13 protein-coding genes and 1 tRNA gene are annotated in these 18275 nt (G+C 63.2%); 2 read left to right on the forward strand and 12 right to left on the reverse strand.

Annotated features, from left to right (window positions below):
- Positions 1-143 precede the first annotated feature (143 nt).
- The 10 genes from rpoC to IVB29_RS11695 all read right to left on the reverse strand — a co-directional run bounded on the left by rpoC (position 144) and on the right by IVB29_RS11695 (position 14071).
- Positions 144-4340 (reverse strand): DNA-directed RNA polymerase subunit beta', encoded by a 4197-nt coding sequence (gene rpoC, locus IVB29_RS11650; protein ID WP_247503505.1) that lies wholly within the window; start codon positions 4338-4340, stop codon positions 144-146.
- A 129-nt stretch (positions 4341-4469) separates the two neighbouring features.
- The gene (gene rpoB, locus IVB29_RS11655) at positions 4470-8585 is read right to left on the reverse strand and encodes a DNA-directed RNA polymerase subunit beta (RefSeq protein WP_247503506.1); all 4116 of its coding nucleotides are present in this window, start codon (positions 8583-8585) and stop codon (positions 4470-4472) included.
- Positions 8586-9069: 484 nt separating this feature from the next.
- Complete coding sequence (rplL, locus tag IVB29_RS11660; protein WP_007602994.1) at positions 9070-9447, reverse strand: 50S ribosomal protein L7/L12; 378 nt, start codon at positions 9445-9447, stop codon at positions 9070-9072.
- Between the two features lie 54 nt (positions 9448-9501).
- Positions 9502-10020: a 50S ribosomal protein L10 gene (gene rplJ / locus IVB29_RS11665; RefSeq protein ID WP_247503507.1), complete on the reverse strand. Its 519-nt coding sequence runs from the start codon at positions 10018-10020 to the stop codon at positions 9502-9504.
- A gap of 580 nt (positions 10021-10600) precedes the next feature.
- Complete coding sequence (locus tag IVB29_RS11670) at positions 10601-11554, reverse strand: 2-hydroxyacid dehydrogenase (protein ID WP_247503508.1); 954 nt, start codon at positions 11552-11554, stop codon at positions 10601-10603.
- 90 nt (positions 11555-11644) lie between these two features.
- A complete protein-coding gene (gene rplA / locus IVB29_RS11675; RefSeq protein ID WP_247503509.1) occupies positions 11645-12337 on the reverse strand; it encodes a 50S ribosomal protein L1 in 693 nt (230 codons plus the stop codon).
- Between the two features lie 6 nt (positions 12338-12343).
- Positions 12344-12772, reverse strand: a complete 429-nt coding sequence (gene rplK / locus IVB29_RS11680; RefSeq protein WP_100382430.1) for a 50S ribosomal protein L11 — start codon at positions 12770-12772, stop codon at positions 12344-12346.
- Positions 12773-12905: 133 nt separating this feature from the next.
- Entirely contained in the window at positions 12906-13460 is a 555-nt protein-coding gene (gene nusG / locus IVB29_RS11685) for a transcription termination/antitermination protein NusG (RefSeq protein ID WP_007602985.1), read from the reverse strand.
- Positions 13460-13651 (reverse strand): preprotein translocase subunit SecE, encoded by a 192-nt coding sequence (gene secE / locus IVB29_RS11690; RefSeq protein WP_027564420.1) that lies wholly within the window; start codon positions 13649-13651, stop codon positions 13460-13462. Before secE ends, nusG begins: the two co-directional genes overlap by 1 nt.
- A 344-nt stretch (positions 13652-13995) precedes the next feature.
- A tRNA-Trp gene (locus IVB29_RS11695) sits at positions 13996-14071 on the reverse strand.
- Between the two features lie 151 nt (positions 14072-14222).
- Here IVB29_RS11695 and IVB29_RS11700 point away from each other — a divergent pair.
- Positions 14223-15446, forward strand: a complete 1224-nt coding sequence (locus tag IVB29_RS11700) for a serine hydrolase domain-containing protein (RefSeq protein WP_247503510.1) — start codon at positions 14223-14225, stop codon at positions 15444-15446.
- Between the two features lie 150 nt (positions 15447-15596).
- On the opposite strand, the gene IVB29_RS11705 is transcribed toward IVB29_RS11700, so the two are convergent.
- The gene (locus tag IVB29_RS11705; protein WP_247503511.1) at positions 15597-16364 is read right to left on the reverse strand and encodes an SDR family oxidoreductase; all 768 of its coding nucleotides are present in this window, start codon (positions 16362-16364) and stop codon (positions 15597-15599) included.
- A 67-nt stretch (positions 16365-16431) separates the two neighbouring features.
- A complete protein-coding gene (locus tag IVB29_RS11710; protein ID WP_247503512.1) occupies positions 16432-17130 on the reverse strand; it encodes a histidine phosphatase family protein in 699 nt (232 codons plus the stop codon).
- Between the two features lie 133 nt (positions 17131-17263).
- On the opposite strand from IVB29_RS11710, the gene IVB29_RS11715 reads away from it, so the two are divergent.
- Positions 17264-18049 carry an SDR family oxidoreductase gene (locus tag IVB29_RS11715; RefSeq protein ID WP_247503513.1) on the forward strand — a complete coding sequence of 262 codons (786 nt, stop codon included), beginning with the start codon at positions 17264-17266 and terminating at the stop codon, positions 18047-18049.
- Positions 18050-18275 lie beyond the last annotated feature (226 nt).

Below are 18275 nucleotides of genomic sequence, written 5' to 3' on the forward strand. Positions count from 1 at the left end.
AAGCTCCCCTAGCAGAAGCGCTTTTGCGGCTGAAGGGAAGATGAACAAAGGTTGATCCCGCACCGCAACAGGGAAACAAAGCAGCAAAAAGGCCGGCTTTCGCCGGCCTTTTCGTTATCCCTCGTAGTCCTACGGATGAACCATTATTCCGCAGGCGGGAGCGCAGGAAGTTCAGCTTCCGGCGCGGGCGACACGACGGCCGACTGCTTCTCGCGCTCGTCGAGGATCATCTTGTCGCGCTTCACGGCGACTTCGCGGATCTTGGCCATGGAGGCGCCGGTGCCCGCCGGGATCAGCCGGCCGACGATGACGTTCTCCTTGAGGCCTTCGAGCGGATCGACCTTGCCGTTGACCGCCGCTTCCGTGAGGACGCGGGTGGTCTCCTGGAACGAGGCCGCCGAGAAGAAGGAGCGGGTCTGGAGGCTCGCCTTGGTGATACCGAGCAGAACCGGCGTCGCCGTTGCGATCTTCTTGCCCTCTTCCTTGGCTTTCGCGTTGATCTGGTCGAACTCGATCTTGTCGATCTGCTCGCCCGAGATCATGTCCGTGTCGCCCTGGTCGGTGACTTCCACCTTCTGGAGCATCTGACGGACGATCACCTCGATGTGCTTGTCGTTGATGAGCACGCCCTGGAGCCGGTAGACCTCCTGGATCTCGTTGACCAGATAGGCCGCGAGCTCCTCGATGCCCTTGACCGCAAGGATGTCGTGCGGCGCCGGGTTGCCTTCCACGATGAAGTCGCCCTTTTCGACGACGTCGCCGTCCTGAAGGTGGATGTGCTTGCCCTTCGGGATGAGGTACTCGCGCGCCTCTTCGGTCTTGTCCATCGGCTCGATCGCGATGCGACGCTTGTTCTTGTAGTCGCGCCCGAACCGGATGGTGCCCGAGATTTCGGCGATGATCGCCGCATCCTTCGGACGCCGTGCCTCGAACAGCTCCGCCACCCGCGGCAGACCGCCGGTGATGTCACGCGTCTTGGCGCTTTCGGTCGAGACGCGGGCGAGGATGTCGCCGGCCTGGACCTTGGCTCCGATGTCGACCGACAGAATGCCGTCGACCGACAGCATGTAGCGGGCATCGCCGCCACGGGCGAGCTTGAGTACCTTGCCGTCCTTGCCCTTGACCACGATGGCGGGACGCAGGTCCCCGCCGCCGCGCGTCGAGCGCCAGTCGATGACCACGCGCTTGGCGATACCGGTGGCTTCGTCCAGCGTTTCCGTGATCGACAGGCCCTCGATCAGGTCCTCGAAGCCGATGGTGCCTTCCACTTCGGTGAGAAGCGGACGGGAGTACGGGTCCCACTCGACGATGCGCTGTCCGCGCTTGACCGTGTCGCCCTCGTCGACATGCAGGCGCGAGCCGTACTGGATACGGTGCGTCGCACGCTCGGTGCCGTCGGCATCGACGATCGCGATCACCATGTTGCGCACCATCGCGACCAGATGGCCTTCGCTGTTGCGGGCGATGGCCTTGTTCCGGATCACGATCTTGCCGTCGAAGTTGGATTCGACGAACGACTGCTCGTTGAGCTGCGCCGCACCGCCGATGTGGAAGGTGCGCATGGTCAGCTGGGTGCCCGGCTCGCCGATCGACTGCGCCGCGATGACGCCGACGGCTTCACCGTGGTTGACCGGCGTGCCGCGGGCGAGATCGCGGCCGTAGCACATGCCGCAGATGCCGTTGACGAGCTCGCAGGTCAGTGCCGAGCGGATCTTCACCTCCTGCACGCCACCCTGATGGATGGCATCCAGATGGCTCTCTTCCATCAGCGTATCGCGCTTGATAATCACCTTGCCCGAGCTGTCACGGATGTCGTCGCAGGCCGTGCGTCCGAGGATGCGCGAACCGAGCGAAGCGACCACGGTGCCGGCATCGACGATGGCGCGCATCTTGATGCCGAGCTTGGTGCCGCAGTCGCTCTGCGTGATGATGCAGTCCTGCGCGACGTCGACGAGACGACGGGTCAGGTAGCCGGAGTTCGCGGTCTTCAACGCGGTGTCCGCGAGGCCCTTGCGGGCGCCGTGGGTCGAGTTGAAGTACTCGAGCACCGAGAGGCCTTCCTTGAAGTTCGAGATGATCGGGGTCTCGATGATCTCGCCCGACGGCTTGGCCATCAGGCCGCGCATGCCGGCGAGCTGGCGCATCTGGGCCGGCGAACCGCGGGCACCGGAGTGAGCCATCATGTAGATCGAGTTGACCTCGGCTTCCGCTCCGCTCGCCGTCCTCTTGGTGGCGGAGATTTCCTTCATCATCGCCTTGGCGATTTCTTCGGTCGCCTTCGACCAGGCGTCGACAACCTTGTTGTACTTCTCGCCATGGGTGATCAGACCGTCATTGTACTGCTGCTCGAAATCCTTCGCCAGCGTACGGGTGGTGTCGACGATCTTCCACTTGGAGTGCGGCACGACCATGTCGTCCTTGCCGAACGAGATGCCGGCCTTGAACGCGTTGTAGAAGCCGAGCGCCATGATGCGGTCGCAGAAGATCACCGTCTCCTTCTGGCCGCAGTGGCGGTAGACTTGGTCGATGACGCCGGAGATCTCGCGCTTGGTCATCAGCTTGTTGATGATCTCGTACGAGATACGCGGGTTCTTCGGCAGCAGATTGCCGAGCATGACGCGGCCCGCGGTGGTCTCGATCCAGCGCGTCGAGACCTTGCCGGTCTCATCCATGCCCTGCCACCGATACTTGATCTTGGTGTGGAGGTGGATGACCTTCGCGTGCAGGGCGTGCTCGAGTTCGGCCATCGTGCCGAACAGCTTGCCCTCGCCGGGCAGGCCTTCGCGCATGATCGAGACGTAATAGAGACCGAGCACGATGTCCTGCGACGGCACGATGATCGGCTGGCCGTTCGCCGGATGCAGGATGTTGTTGGTCGACATCATCAGGACGCGCGCTTCCAGCTGCGCTTCGAGCGACAGCGGAACGTGCACGGCCATCTGGTCGCCGTCGAAGTCGGCGTTGAACGCGGCGCAGACCAGCGGGTGGAGCTGGATCGCCTTGCCCTCGATCAGCACGGGCTCGAACGCCTGGATGCCGAGACGATGCAGCGTCGGTGCGCGGTTGAGCAGCACCGGATGCTCGCGGATCACCTCGTCCAGGATGTCCCAGACCTCGGGCCGCTCCTTCTCGACCAGCTTCTTGGCCTGCTTCACGGTGGTGGACAGGCCCTTGGCGTCAAGCCGCGAATAGATGAACGGCTTGAACAGCTCGAGCGCCATCTTCTTCGGCAGGCCGCACTGATGCAGGCGCAGCTCGGGACCGACCACGATCACGGAACGGCCGGAATAGTCGACGCGCTTGCCGAGCAGGTTCTGACGGAACCGGCCCTGCTTGCCCTTGAGCATGTCGGCGAGCGACTTCAGCGGGCGCTTGTTGGCACCCGTGATGACGCGGCCGCGGCGGCCGTTGTCGAACAGCGCATCGACCGCTTCCTGAAGCATTCGCTTCTCGTTGCGGATGATGATGTCGGGCGCGCGCAGCTCCATCAGCCGCTTCAAGCGGTTGTTGCGGTTGATGACGCGGCGGTAGAGGTCGTTGAGATCCGAGGTCGCGAAGCGGCCGCCGTCCAGCGGCACCAGCGGACGCAAGTCCGGCGGAATCACCGGAACCACGGTCATGATCATCCATTCCGGCTTGTTGCCGGAGTGGCGGAACGCTTCCACGATCTTCAGGCGCTTGGCGAGCTTCTTGTGCTTGATGTCGGAGTCGGTCTCCTGCATCTCCGCACGCAAGGTCAGCTCGAGCTTTTCGAGGTCCATGCCCTTGAGCAGCTCGCGGATCGCTTCCGCGCCGATCATGGCGGTGAAAGAATCCTGGCCGTACTCGTCCTGCGCCCTCAGATACTCGTCTTCCGACAGCAGCTGACGGTCCTTCAGCGCGGTCAGGCCCGGCTCGAGAACGACGTAATATTCGAAGTAGAGGATTCGCTCGAGATCCTTCAGCGTCATATCCAGCAGAAGGCCGATGCGCGAGGGCAGCGACTTCAGGAACCAGATGTGGGCGACGGGGGCGGCGAGCTCGATATGGCCCATGCGCTCGCGCCGGACGCGCGACAGCGTGACCTCGACCGAGCACTTCTCGCAGATGATGCCCTTGTACTTCATGCGCTTGTACTTGCCGCACAAGCACTCGTAGTCCTTGATCGGCCCGAAGATGCGGGCGCAGAACAGGCCGTCGCGCTCGGGCTTGAAGGTACGGTAGTTGATGGTTTCCGGCTTCTTGATCTCGCCGTACGACCAGGACAGAATCTTCTCGGGGCTCGCGATCGAAATCCGGATCTGGTCGAAGACCTGAGCCGGCGTCGTCGGGTTGAAGAGATTCATAATTTCTTGGTTCATCGTCTTCTCCTCGCGTGCCGGTCGCCTCCGGCAGCAAATTCGAAAATCACTTAAGCGGGGCGCCCTGCCCTCAAGGCCTCGGGTGGGGCGCCGATGCCCGGCCGTCAAGGCCGGGCATGATAGGTCGCGTTACTCGGCCGCTTCCGCCGTCCCCGGCCCGACCTTGGAATTGTGCAGATCGACGTTGAGGCCGAGCGAGCGCATTTCCTTGACCAGCACGTTGAACGATTCCGGAATACCGGCCTCGAAGGTGTCGTCGCCACGCACGATCGCCTCGTACACCTTGGTACGGCCGGCGACGTCGTCCGACTTCACGGTCAGCATCTCCTGGAGCGTGTACGCCGCGCCGTAAGCCTCGAGCGCCCACACTTCCATTTCGCCGAAGCGCTGGCCGCCGAACTGCGCCTTGCCGCCCAGCGGCTGCTGGGTGACGAGCGAGTACGGACCGATCGAACGCGCGTGGATCTTGTCGTCCACGAGATGGTGCAGCTTGAGCATGTAGATGTAGCCCACTGTCACCTTGCGATCGAACGCATCACCGGTGCGGCCGTCATAGACGGTCGACTGCCCCGAAGCGTCGAGACCGGCAAGCTTCAGCATCTCCTCGATGTCGGCTTCCTTCGCGCCGTCGAACACCGGCGTCGCGATCGGCACGCCGCGGCTGAGGTTATGACCGAGCTCGATCAACTCGTTGTCGTTGAGCGACTTGATCGTCTCGTCCTCGCCGTAGACCTTCTTCAAGGTTTCCTTCAGCGGCCTGATGTCCTGCTTCGCCAAATAAGCATCGACCGTCTGGCCGATACGCTTGCCGAGGCCGGCGCATGCCCAGCCGAGATGGGTCTCGAGGATCTGTCCGACGTTCATGCGCGAGGGCACGCCCAGCGGATTGAGCACGATGTCGGCGTGCGTACCGTCTTCGAGGAACGGCATGTCCTCGATCGGCACGATCTTCGACACCACGCCCTTGTTGCCGTGGCGGCCGGCCATCTTGTCGCCGGGCTGGATCTTGCGCTTCACCGCGACGAAGACCTTGACCATCTTCATCACGCCGGGCGGCAATTCGTCACCGCGCTGAAGCTTCTCGACCTTGTCGAGGAAGCGCTGCTCGAGCCCCTTCTTCGACTCGTCGTACTGCTTCCGCATGGCCTCGATCTCGGCCATCAGCTTGTCGTTCGGCGAAGCGAACAGCCACCACTGCGACTTCGGGTACTCCTCGAGCACCGCACGGGTGATCTTGGTGTCCTTCTTGAAGCCCTTCGGACCGGCAATGCCCTGCCGCCCTTCGAGCAGCTCGGCAAGACGGTTGTAGACGTTGCGGTCCAGGATCGCCTGCTCGTCGTCGCGGTCCTTGGCCAGACGCTCGATCTCTTCCCGCTCGATCGCCAACGCACGCTCGTCCTTGTCGACGCCGTGACGGTTGAACACGCGGACTTCCACGATCGTGCCCTGCACGCCCGGAGGAACGCGCAGCGAAGTGTCGCGAACGTCGGAGGCCTTTTCGCCGAAGATGGCGCGCAGAAGCTTTTCTTCCGGCGTCATCGGGCTTTCGCCCTTCGGCGTGATCTTGCCGACCAGGATGTCGCCGGCGCGCACTTCCGCGCCGATGTAGACGATACCGGCTTCGTCGAGGTTCTTCAGCGCTTCTTCCGAGACGTTCGGAATGTCGCGGGTGATTTCCTCAGGTCCGAGCTTGGTGTCGCGGGCCATCACCTCGAATTCCTCGATATGGATCGAGGTGAAGACGTCTTCCTTCACGATCCGCTCGGAGAGCAGGATCGAGTCTTCGAAGTTGTAGCCGTTCCACGGCATGAACGCGACGAGCACGTTGCGGCCGAGCGCGAGTTCACCGAGATCGGTCGACGGACCGTCGGCGATGATGTCGCCCTTCTTGACGATGTCGCCGACCTTCACCAGCGGACGCTGGTTGATGCAGGTCGACTGGTTGGAGCGCTGATACTTCATGAGGCGGTAGATATCGACGCCCGACTTGGTCGGATCGAGATCTTCCGTGGCGCGGATGACGACGCGGGTCGCGTCGATCTGGTCGATCACGCCCGAACGGCGCGCCGCGATCGCGGCGCCCGAGTCACGGGCAACGACGCCTTCCATACCGGTGCCGACGAACGGCGCCTCGGCGCGAACCAGCGGCACCGCCTGGCGCTGCATGTTCGAGCCCATCAGCGCGCGGTTGGCGTCGTCGTTCTCGAGGAACGGGATCAGCGCCGCGGCGACGGAGACGAGCTGCTTCGGCGACACGTCCATGTAGTCGACCTTGTCCGGCGTCACCGGCAAGACTTCGCCGGCATGGCGGCAGACCACGAGGTCTTCGGTGAAGCGGCCCTTCGGGTCGAGCGGCACGTTGGCCTGCGCGACCGTGTAGCGGCCCTCTTCCATCGCCGAGAGGTACACGACCTCGTCGGTGACGCGGCCGTCTTTGACCTTGCGGTACGGCGTCTCGACGAAGCCGTACTTGTTCACGCGCGCGAAGGTCGCGAGCGAGTTGATCAGGCCGATGTTCGGACCTTCCGGCGTCTCGATCGGGCAGATGCGGCCGTAATGGGTCGGATGCACGTCGCGGACTTCGAAGCCGGCGCGCTCGCGGGTCAGACCGCCCGGTCCAAGCGCCGAGAGACGACGCTTGTGGGTGATCTCGCTGAGCGGGTTGGTCTGGTCCATGAACTGCGAGAGCTGCGAGGAGCCGAAGAACTCGCGCACGGCGGCAGCCGCCGGCTTGGCGTTGATCAGGTCCTGCGGCATGACCGTGTCGATGTCGACCGAGGACATGCGCTCCTTGATCGCGCGCTCCATACGCAGGAGGCCGATGCGGTACTGGTTCTCCATGAGCTCGCCGACCGAACGCACACGGCGGTTGCCGAGATGGTCGATGTCGTCGATCTCGCCCTTGCCGTCGCGCAGATCCACCAGCGTCTTGATGACGGAGAGGATGTCTTCCTTGCGCAGCGTGCGCTGGGTGTCGGGCGCATCGAGGTCGAGGCGCATGTTCATCTTGACGCGGCCGACTGCGGACAGGTCGTAACGCTCGGCGTCGAAGAACAGCGACTGGAACATCGCCTGTGCCGAATCCAGCGTCGGCGGCTCGCCCGGGCGCATCACGCGGTAGATGTCGAACAGCGCGTCTTCACGCGTCATGTTCTTGTCGGCCGAGAGCGTGTTGCGGATGTAGGGGCCGACATTGACGTGGTCGATGTCGAGCATCGGCAATTCCTTGTAGCCCTGCTCGTTGAGGGCCTTCATGGACTTGTCGGTGATCTCTTCGCCGGCCTCGGCGTGGATCTCGCCGGTCTTCGGATTGACGAGGTCCTCGGCGATGTAGTTGCCGACGAGTTCCGCATCGGACAGGCGCAGCGCCTTCAGGCCCTTCTCCTGCATCTGACGCGCACCGCGGACGGTGAGCTTCTTGCCGGCCTCGAGCACGACCTTGCCGGTATCGGCGTCGATCAGATCGTTGACGGTCGAGTAGCCGCGGAAACGGTTGGCGTCGAACGGAACACGCCAGCCTTCCTTGGTCCGCTTGTACTGGATCTTCTTATAGAACGTGGACAGGATCGCCTCGCCGTCGAGGCCGAGGGCGAACATCAGCGACGTCACCGGAAGCTTGCGGCGACGGTCGATACGCGCATAGACGATATCCTTGGCGTCGAACTCGATGTCGAGCCAGGAGCCGCGATACGGGATCACGCGGGCGGCGAACAGCAGCTTGCCCGAGGAATGGGTCTTGCCCTTGTCGTGGTCGAAGAACACGCCGGGCGAACGGTGCATCTGCGAAACGATGACGCGCTCGGTGCCGTTGACGATGAAGGTGCCGTTCATCGTCATGAGCGGGATGTCGCCCATGTAGACGTCCTGCTCCTTGATGTCCTTCACCGACTTCGCGCCGGTTTCCTCGTCGATATCGAACACGATGAGGCGCAGCGTCACCTTGAGGGGCGCAGCGAAGGTCATGCCGCGCTGGCGGCACTCGTCGACGTCGTATTTCGGCTGCTCGAACTCGTAGCGGACGAATTCCAGCATCGAGGTGCCCGAGAAGTCGGAGATCGGGAAGACCGAGCGGAACACCGCCTGCAGACCCTCGTCGAGACGGCCACCCTGGGGTTCGTCGACCATCAGGAACTGGTCATAGGACGCCTTCTGAACCTCGATGAGGTTCGGCATCTCGGCCACTTCCTTGATGTGTCCGAAGAACTTGCGAACGCGTTTGCGACCGGTGAATGTCTGCTGCGCCATCGTGGCCTCTCATTTCGTCGCCCGCTCCGGGCGCGCCGTCCGGAACGCGGCTGCCGCCGCTCCCCGGGTTGAATTTTTTCGAACCCGCTTTGGGGGTCAGAAACTCAGTTTCAGGCCGTCATGTCCTGAATCTGTTCTTCAGACCTTCAAAACGCAAAACGACGCGCGGGGCGCATGGGCACGCCCGCCCGTCTCTACGATCGTTGTCACGGACTGCAAAAGCCCGAAATAGCCTGCTCTCCCAACGGCTTACAGGGAAATACGACATCCCTGCCCACCGCGCTTTCGTGCTGCCGAACCGATATGGGGCGACAATAGTGCAGATTCGAGGGGTAAACCCTCCAATCCCAACACTTTTTTGTGTTCGGCCTGCGTCGGTACGTTCCGTCGCACGCCTTTTGCATCCGGCCCGCCCTTTCGAGGGGTGGACCAAGATCCCGGGCTTCGCCTGAGGCTCGCCCGGGATCCCGCCAGTAAGCGTTGCTTACTTGAGTTCGACCTTGGCGCCAGCCTTCTCGAGCTGGGCCTTGAGCTTCTCGGCTTCGTCCTTGTTCACGCCTTCCTTGACAGGCTTCGGCGCGCCCTCGACGAGGTCCTTTGCTTCCTTCAGGCCCAGGCCGGTGATGGCGCGGACTTCCTTGATGACTTCGATCTTCTTGTCGCCGGCGGCGGCCAGAACGACCGTGAACTCGGTCTTCTCTTCAGCCGGAGCGGCGGCAGCGCCACCACCAGCCGGGCCGGCCACGGCGACAGCCGCGGCAGCCGAAACGCCCCACTTCTCTTCGAGGAGCTTCGCGAGTTCGGCAGCTTCGAGCACGGTGAGGCTCGAGAGGTCGTCAACGATCTTCTGCAAGTCAGCCATTGTTCAGTTTCCTTGAGTGTAAGTCTGGTTCGGGTTTGAGTTTTGCGAAGGGCGTCAGGCCGCTTCGCTCTTTGAGGCATAAGCCTGGATGACGCGCGCGAGCTTGCCCGCGGGCGCATTGGCGAGCTGAGCGATCTTGGTCGCCGGGGCCACAAGCAGGCCGACGATCTTGGCGCGCAGTTCATCAAGCGACGGCAGCGAGGCAAGCGCCTTCACACCGTCGACATTCAGGACGGTCGTTCCCATCGACCCGCCAATGATGACGAACTTTTCGTTCGCCTTGGCGAATTCGATGGCGACCTTTGGCGCCGCTACCGGATCGTCCGAAGTGGCGATCACGGTCGGTCCCTTCAGCATGGAACCGATGGCAACGACGTCAGTGCCTTCAAGAGCAATTTTGGCGAGACGGTTCTTCGAGACCTTCACCGAGGCGCCAGCCTGCTTCATCTGCATGCGCAGCTTCTGCATCTGGGCAACGGTCAGGCCGGAATATTGGGCAACGACCGCGACGCTCGTGGCCTTGAAGATGCCATTGAGCTGTTCGACCGCTTCCTTTTTTGCCGCTCGTTCCACAGCAAGCTCTTTCCGGTTGGCGGTCATCGCGAGAAAGCGGGACCGCCGGGTTGCACCCATCGTCCCACCCAAACCTGAACCTCAGGGTCAAAACCCATCGGACACGCGCCGGGCGAGACGACAATTCAAAGCCTGCCCTCCGGGAGCCCAAAGGCCCACGGCGTGTCGAGGTCCGAACCAAACCCATTCCGCAACCACCCTCAGGTGGGATGCGACGTGAAATCCGGTCTTCACCCGTCTATGCAGGCCATGCGATTAAGCCGTTGAGAAATCGAAACTTCCCGCGGGCGCCTGCAGTCTTGGACAGGACAAGGTCAGCCGGCGAACCGCCCGACCCTTGCCCGCATCCCACCAACCGATGGATTTTCCTTCCTTTTCGGGCAAATCCTTACGGACGTCCTGAAAAGGAATGATCTCCTGTCCTGTCGGGTTTTCGGAATGCGTGCACGAACGCGCCAGCCGAGGCCAGCCCGTTCGGAAGCGGTTCTTTAACCGCTCGGAGCCTGCTTGCCAAGAGCAAAATTCACACCAGTTCCAATCCGTTGCCGACCGGGCTTGACCCGGCCTGACAAGGGCCGATTCAGGCCAATTTGACCCCATAGGGCAGCTTCTTGCCCTCGAAGAAGGCGGTCAGGTTCGCCAGCACGCAGTTCTGCATGGCGACGTGCGATTCGAGGGTGTGGCCGCCGATATGAGGGGCGAACACCACATTGGGCAGCGCGGTCAGGGCGTCGGGGGCGTGCGGTTCCTTGTCGAAGACGTCGAGGCCGGCGCCGGCGATGGCCTTGTCGGTGAGCGCCGCCACGAGGGCCTTCTCGTCGATCACAGAGCCGCGGGAAATGTTGACGACATAGCCGTCGGCGCCGAGGCGCTTGAGGATATCGGCATTGACCATGTGCTGGGTCTCGCCCCCTGCCCGCACCGAGATCATCAGCACGCTGCACCAGTCGGCCAGCGCCTCCAGCGTCGGAAAATATTGATAGGGCAAATCGTACTTGCTGCGGCTGAAGTAACCGACCTCGCTCTCGAAGGCGGCGCAGCGCGCCGCGATCTTGCGGCCGATCTCGCCCATGCCGTAGACACCGATGCGGCGGCCGGGCATGCCGGCCTGGGGCCGCATCATCGGCGACTGTTTTGAGGCCGCCCAATCACCCCTGCGGACGTACTGGTCGGCGACTACGATCCGCCGCGTCGTCGCCAGCATCAGCGTCATCGCGATATCGGCGACCGAGGCGGCATTGGCGCCCGGACTATGGCCGACCGCGATGTTGCGGCTGGCTGCCGCGCTCAGGTCGACGCCGTCATAACCGGTGCCGTAGCAGACAATGGCGCCGAGCTTCGGAAACTGGTCCATCGCTTCCGCGCCGAGCGGCTGGCCGCCGCCGGTCAGGATCGCGCGGATGCCGCTGAGCTCGTCGGCCGAAAACACCTCGCGCGCGGGCTTGCCGGCGGTGTCGAGCAGCTCGAACCGCTCGGCAAAGCGCGCCATCATCGTCTTGGGAAAGCGCGAATAGATCAGGACCTTGTCAGCCATTGTTCTTGTTTCCGATAAGCGCAGCCACAAACGACGAGGGGCGGAATCGGTTGTCCGATTCCGCCCCTCGCCTCATGCAATTTCCAAACCTTAGCCGAGAATGGTGCCCGGCTCGACCTTCACGCCGGGGCCCATCGACGAGGACACCGCAACGCGCTGGATGTAGGTGCCCTTGGAACCGGCCGGCTTCGCCTTCGAGACAGCATCGGCCAGAGCCTTGATGTTCTCAACCAGCTTCTCCTCGGAGAACGAGGCCTTGCCGACGCCGGCCTGCAAGATGCCGGCCTTCTCGACACGGAACTCGACCGAGCCGCCCTTGGCACCCTTCACCGCACCGGTGACGTCCATGGTCACGGTACCGATCTTCGGGTTCGGCATCAGGCCGCGCGGGCCCAGCACCTTACCGAGACGGCCGACCAGCGGCATCATGTCGGGGGTCGCAATACAACGATCGAACTCGATCGTGCCGTTCTGCACCTTCTCGACCAGGTCTTCAGCGCCGACGACATCGGCACCTGCAGCCTTGGCTTCATCAGCCTTGGCGCCGCGGGCGAACACGCCGACGCGGAGCGTACGGCCAGTGCCGTTCGGCAGGGTCACGACACCGCGGACCATCTGGTCGGCGTGACGAGGATCGACGCCGAGATTGATCGCGACCTCGATGGTCTCGTCGAACTTCGCTTTCGCGCGTTCCTTGACCATCTTGATGGCGTCCGCGAGCGGGTAAAGCTTTTCGCGGTCAACACCTTCCCGGGCTTTGTTCAAACGCTTTCCGATTGCCATGAGCCCTTACCCCGCCACTTCAAGACCCATCGAACGGGCAGAGCCCTCGACCATCTTCATGGCCGATTCGACGGTGTCGCAATTGAGATCCTTCATCTTCTTCTCGGCGATCTCGCGCACCTGCGCTTTGGTCACCGCGCCGGCCTTGTCACGGCCCGGAGCTTTCGAACCGGACTGGATCTTGGCGGCCTGCTTGAGGAAGAAGGACATCGGGGGGGTCTTCATCTCGAACGTGAACGAACGATCGGCGTAGATCGTGATCACGACGGGAATCGGGGTGTTCTTCTCTTCCTTCTGGGTCTGGGCGTTGAACGCCTTGCAGAACTCCATGATGTTGAGACCGCGCTGACCAAGCGCGGGACCGATCGGGGGCGAGGGATTCGCCGCACCGGCCGGGACCTGAAGCTTCAGGTATCCGGTCACTTTCTTTGCCATGTATCACTCCTGTTGTGCCGGCCTAAGCCGGCGGTTTCAGGTTCGTGGTCTGGGTCGGATGCGGCTGGCAACCGCCCTCTCCCTCCCACGGCCTCTTGCTGCGTGAGACCTTTCGGTCTCCCGCGTTATCCGATCAGACCTTCTCGACCTGACCGAATTCCAGTTCGACCGGCGTGGCGCGGCCGAAGATCGACACCGCGACCTTCACGCGCGAGCGCGCTTCGTCGATTTCCTCGACGACACCCGAGAACGAAGCGAACGGGCCATCGGCCACGCGCACGTTCTCGCCAATCTCGAACGACACCGACGCCTTCGGCCGTTCCACGCCTTCCTGCACCTGGTGCAGGATGCGCATGGCCTCTGCTTCCGAGATCGGCATCGGCTTGTTCTCGGCGCCGAGGAAGCCCGTGACCTTCGGCGTGTTCTTGATCAGATGAAACGCCTCGTCGGTCAGCTTCATCTTCACCAGCACGTAGCCGGGGAAAAACTTGCGCTCGGCGTCGATCTTGCGGCCGCGGCGCACTTCCGTGACCTTCTCGGTCGGAACCAGCACCAGCTCGAACAGCTCCTCGAGCCCGCGCTGCTTGGCCTGCTCGCGGATCGATTCGGCGACCTTCTTCTCGAAGTTCGAATAGGCGTGGACGATGTACCAGCGCTTATCGGACAATTGAGCGGTTGCTGTAGCCATCAGTGAATGCCCAGAAGGAAGGTGATGAGATAGCGGATGATCTGGTCGGCGGCGAAGAAGAACACCGAGGCCACGGCGACCATCACGAACACCATGATGGTGGTGATCGTGGTCTCACGACGGGTCGGCCAGGTGACCTTGGCGGTCTCCGAGCGCACTTCCTGCAAGAACTTGAACGGGCTGACTGCCATCGTTTGATGTCCAACGTCCGTTGACAGACGCGAATGAATTTCAGGGATCCGAACAGCCGCCGTTGGCCCAGCCCTCTGTCTCGAAGGATGAGCCGGAAACCGGGCTCGATTGTTCGGGGATTTCAAAGCCGCGCCGGAGATCCGCGTCTAACGGGCCGGCTGCGAGTGCCGGGTATCTACTGCGGATGGGGCCAAAGGTCAAGGTGTGGCTCGGCCCGGACACGCGGGACCGGCTGCCGCGGACCTGATCCGGATCAAGGGCTTACCCGGCCCGCATAACCCACGATCCGAGCTTTTCAGCCCGGCACCGTCCTGCCTGTTGATCCTGATCGTCCGGGATTAGCTGGCAGGAGTGGCAGGGCTCGAACCTGCGACCCCCGGTTTTGGAGACCGGTGCTCTACCAATTGAGCTACACTCCTACGGACCCTCGCGTCGCCACGCGGATCAGGGCCGCTTTCAAGCACAGGGGACGGCCGGATTGCAAGGGTGAAGCGCGCAGCGTTGGCTTGTTTGTGCCTCCGCTTCTGGGCCAGAGTTCACCCCCGATAATAAGAGCAACCGGGAGTGCCCATGACCGCCACAGCCGCCCCTCGCCCCACGATCTCGCAGAAAACCCCATCCCTGCCCGAAGCGAAGCCCGAGACGCTGGGCCTGTCGCGCCCTCGCCTCCAGGCGATGTCGGATGCGTTCAAGCGCGAGATCGACAAGGGAACCATCCCCGGGGTCACGGTGCTGGTGGCCCGGCGCGGCCAGGTGGGCTGGTTCGAGGCGCTAGGCAAGCAGAGCCCGGCCGGGTCCACGCCGATGGCGCTTGATTCGATCTTCCGGATCTTCTCGATGACCAAGCCGATCGTGTCGGTCGGCATCATGACACTGGTCGAGGATGGCCATCTCCTCCTGAGCGACCCGGTCGCCAAGTTCATTCCCGAATTTGCCAACCAAAAGGTCGGCCTCGTCAGCGGCGGTAAGCTGGAGCTGGTTCCGCCGAAGCGGCCGATGACGGTGCAGGACCTGCTCCGCCACACCTCGGGTCTCACCTACGAGCATCAGGGCGACGGTCCCGTGCACAAGCTCTATCAGGAGTCCCGCGTCCGCAGCCGCAAGATCACCAATGCCGAGCACGCCACGCTGGTCGCGAGCTTCCCGCTGGTCTGCCATCCCGGCGACGAGTTCAACTACAGCCGCTCCACCGACATTCTCGGCCGCATCATCGAAGTCGTCGGCGGCAAATCGCTCGGCGCGTACCTCGCTGACCGCATCCTCGCGCCGCTCCAGATGACCGAGACCGCCTTCTCGACATCCGAGGCCAATGCCAACAGGCTCGCCCAGCCATTCGAAGCCGATCCCTGGACCGGCGACAAGGTCTCTCTCTTCAACATGCTCGAGCAGCCGATCATGGAATCCGGCGGCGGCGGTCTCGTCTCGACGACGATGGACTATACCCGCTTCGCGCTGATGCTGCGCAATGGCGGTACGCTCGACGGCAACAGGATCATCGGCCGCAAGACGCTGGAGCTGATGGCGTCCGATCATCTCGGGCCTGATGTCGTGACCAACGGCACGCTGCTGTCGCCCGGCCACGGCTTCGGTCTCGGCTTCGCCGTCCGCCGCGAGGCCGGCATCGCGCCCTTCCCGGGCAGCGTCGGCCAGTATTTCTGGAGCGGCATTGCCGGCACGTTCTTCTGGATCGATCCGAAGGAGGATCTGTTCACGGTGTTCATGAGCCAGGGCCCGGGACAGCGCGACCTTACGCGCACGCTGGTGCGGGATCTGGTTTACGCGGCGGTGGATTGATCTCTCGTGCCCCGGACGCGACGCAGCGCGTAGCGGTGCGTCGCTGAGCCGGGGCCCACGTCTCCGCGATCTCGAGTTCGGCCTTCTGGGTCCCGGCTCTGCGGAGCGGCGCCTTGCGCCGCACCGCGTCCGGGACACGAGAGTATCGCCTCAACTAATCGTAGCGCCGCCGTCAATCACCATGGTCTGGCCGGTCATGAAGTCGCCGGCTGCGGAGCCCAGGAACACGGCTGCGCCCGCGATCTCGTCGGGGGTGCCGATGCGCAAGAGCGGCGAGCGCGAGGTCGAGGCCTTCAGGTTTTCCGGATTATCCCACAGCGCCTTGGCAAAGTCGGTCTTGATCAGGCCCGGCGCGATGCAGTTCACGCGGATGTTGTGCTTGCCGTATTCGCAAGCGAGGTTGCGCGCGAGCTGCATGTCGGCGGCCTTCGAGATCGCGTAGGCGCCGAGGATGGTCGAGCCCTTCAGGCCGCCGATCGATGACACGATGATCACCGAGCCGTCCTTGCGCTCGATCATCTGCGGCACCACCATCGAGATCAGCCAGTTGTTGGCGACGATGTTGTTGTCCAGAATTTTCCTGAACTGATCGTCGGAGATGCCGGCGAGCGGACCGTAATACGGGTTCGACGCGGCGTTACACACGAGCACGTCGATCTTGCCGAAGGCGCGGTTGCTCTCGTCGATGAGGTTTTGCAGATTTTCCTTCGACGAGATGTTGGCGGCGATCGCGACCGCCGTGCCGTTGCCGAATCTGTCGTTGATGCCCTTGGCTACCTGCTCGCAGACGTCGGCCTTGCGCGAGGAGATCACGACCTTGGCGCCGTGCTCGGCCATGCGCTCGGCGATCGCAAGCCCGATGCCGCGCGTCGAGCCGGTGATGACGGCAACTTTCCCCTTCATGTCGAACAAGGTCATGTTTCTCTCCCAGTGGACGATTTGATTTTGCTGAAGCTTACACCGCGTCGACGCGACCGACGATGCCTCAGGCGAGCTTCTTGACTTCCGGTCCCGCCGGCTGATGCATCTCGGCATGCGCATCGTCGGCGATCCACGGCTGCTGGTTCACCATCGGCAGCCGCCAGACGCTACGCTCGGGGCTTGCGAAATAATCGAGCCGCGTGATCGAGCAATTGTCGATATCGAACGACAGCGCCTTCTCCACCTGGCCATCGAGCGCGAGCCCGAGCGCGGCCTTGATGGTGCCGCCGTGGGCAACCGCGATCACGTCATGGCCTGCCGCGTCATTGTTGATGCGCTCAATGGTGCGGCGCGCGCGGTTATAGAGATCCATGAAGCTTTCGCCGCCGGGCGCGGGCTCGTTGATGTCGGCAAACCAGCTTGAACCCACGGGGCGGCTGGCGATGAACTCGGCGCGGTTCATGCCCTGCCATTTCCCGAGATTTTGCTCGGCGAGGTCCGCTTCCCATGGCATCGACGCAGGCTTCGGGTAGCCGGCTGCCCAGATCGCTTCCGCGGTCTGGTGCGTGCGCATCAGATTGCTCGAATACCAGACCGCCTTGCGTGGCAGCACCTTGGCAACAGCATTGAACACGTAGGTATCGCTGGTGTCGCAGGCGAGATCGGCTTGTCCGTAGATATTGCCGCCGTCATTGCGCACCGGCGCATGACGAACCCACCACCAGCGCGTCGTGACCACATTCGGCTTGTCTGCGGTTGCCATTGAAGCCCTTCCATCCCGTGTGATGTCGCTGTACGTCAGGTGCGAACGTGTCTCAAGACACTTTACTGTTTCAAATTCTGTTTGAAATTCCGTGGCGCGGCAAGCGTCGCGCAGGATCCAAAGGGAGAAACGCATGGGCCGCCTGCAAGGCAAATCCGTCATCATCACCGGCGCCGGCAGCGGCATCGGTCGCGCGGCAGCACTCCTGTTCACCAAAGAAGGTGCGAAACTGATCGCGGTCGATCGCACCGAGGCGGTGAAGGAGACCGTCGACGAGGTGAAGAAGGCCGGCGGTGTCGCCGAAGCCATGATCGCGGACGCGGGCTCCGAGACCGACGTGATCGCCGTGATCGACAAGGTGGTGAAGACGCATGGAAGGCTCGACGTGATCTGGGCCAATGCCGGCATCTCCGGCGGGCTCGTGCCGCTCGGCGAGCAAACCGTCGAGCAGTGGCAGGAAGTCCTGCGCGTCAATCTGATCGGGCCGTTCCTCGCGGTGAAGCACGCGATGCCGCACATGGTGAAGCAGCAGTCCGGCGCGATCGTGCTGACCGCATCCGTCGCGGGCCTCAAGGCCGGCGCCAGCGGGCATCCCTACGCCGCAAGCAAGGCCGGCGTGATCTCGCTGGTGCAGACCACGGCGTATTCGCTCACGGGCACCGGCGTGCGCATCAACGCGGTGTGCCCCGGCCTGATCGAAACCGGCATGACCAAGCCGATCTTCGATCGCGCCAAGGAGCGCGGCACCGCCGACAAGATCGGCCAGCTCAATCCGCTGAAGCGCCCCGGCCAACCGCACGAGCTCGCAGCGATGGGATTGTTTCTGGCGAGCGACGAGGCGTCGTATGTGAATGGCCAGGCCTTCCCGGTGGATGGCGGTTTGACGGCGTCGATGCCGTATGCGGGGAAGCCGGTTTAGCAAAGATGGTCCCGTGTCCCGGACGCGCTGCAACGCGCGAGCGTTGCTGCGCAGAGCCGGGACCCAGGAAGCCACACGGATCGCTGATGCATGGGCCCCGGCTCTGCAGCGCACCGCCGAAGAGGCGCTGCGCTGCGTCCGGGGCACGAGAGCGGTGCTTGGCGCACAACTGCTTCAACACCGTCATTGCGAGCGCAGCGAAGCAATCCAGAGTCTTTCCGCGGAG

The sequence above is a fragment of the Bradyrhizobium sp. 1 genome, assembly GCF_023073315.1.
Lineage (GTDB): Bacteria > Pseudomonadota > Alphaproteobacteria > Rhizobiales > Xanthobacteraceae > Bradyrhizobium.

Bases quoted from the DNA above. Each gene is read 5' to 3' on its own strand.
- rplA (WP_247503509.1), bottom strand. From the start codon at position 12,337: ATGGCAATCGGAAAGCGTTTGAACAAAGCCCGGGAAGGTGTTGACCGC.
- IVB29_RS11715 (WP_247503513.1), top strand. From the start codon at position 17,264: ATGGGCCGCCTGCAAGGCAAATCCGTCATCATCACCGGCGCCGGCAGC.
- IVB29_RS11670 (WP_247503508.1), bottom strand. From the start codon at position 11,554: ATGGCTGACAAGGTCCTGATCTATTCGCGCTTTCCCAAGACGATGATG.
- IVB29_RS11700 (WP_247503510.1), top strand. From the start codon at position 14,223: ATGACCGCCACAGCCGCCCCTCGCCCCACGATCTCGCAGAAAACCCCA.
- rplK (WP_100382430.1), bottom strand. From the start codon at position 12,772: ATGGCAAAGAAAGTGACCGGATACCTGAAGCTTCAGGTCCCGGCCGGT.
- secE (WP_027564420.1), bottom strand. From the start codon at position 13,651: ATGGCAGTCAGCCCGTTCAAGTTCTTGCAGGAAGTGCGCTCGGAGACC.
- rpoC (WP_247503505.1), bottom strand. From the start codon at position 4,340: ATGAACCAAGAAATTATGAATCTCTTCAACCCGACGACGCCGGCTCAG.
- rpoB (WP_247503506.1), bottom strand. From the start codon at position 8,585: ATGGCGCAGCAGACATTCACCGGTCGCAAACGCGTTCGCAAGTTCTTC.
- IVB29_RS11705 (WP_247503511.1), bottom strand. From the start codon at position 16,364: ATGACCTTGTTCGACATGAAGGGGAAAGTTGCCGTCATCACCGGCTCG.
- nusG (WP_007602985.1), bottom strand. From the start codon at position 13,460: ATGGCTACAGCAACCGCTCAATTGTCCGATAAGCGCTGGTACATCGTC.
- rplL (WP_007602994.1), bottom strand. From the start codon at position 9,447: ATGGCTGACTTGCAGAAGATCGTTGACGACCTCTCGAGCCTCACCGTG.
- IVB29_RS11710 (WP_247503512.1), bottom strand. From the start codon at position 17,130: ATGGCAACCGCAGACAAGCCGAATGTGGTCACGACGCGCTGGTGGTGG.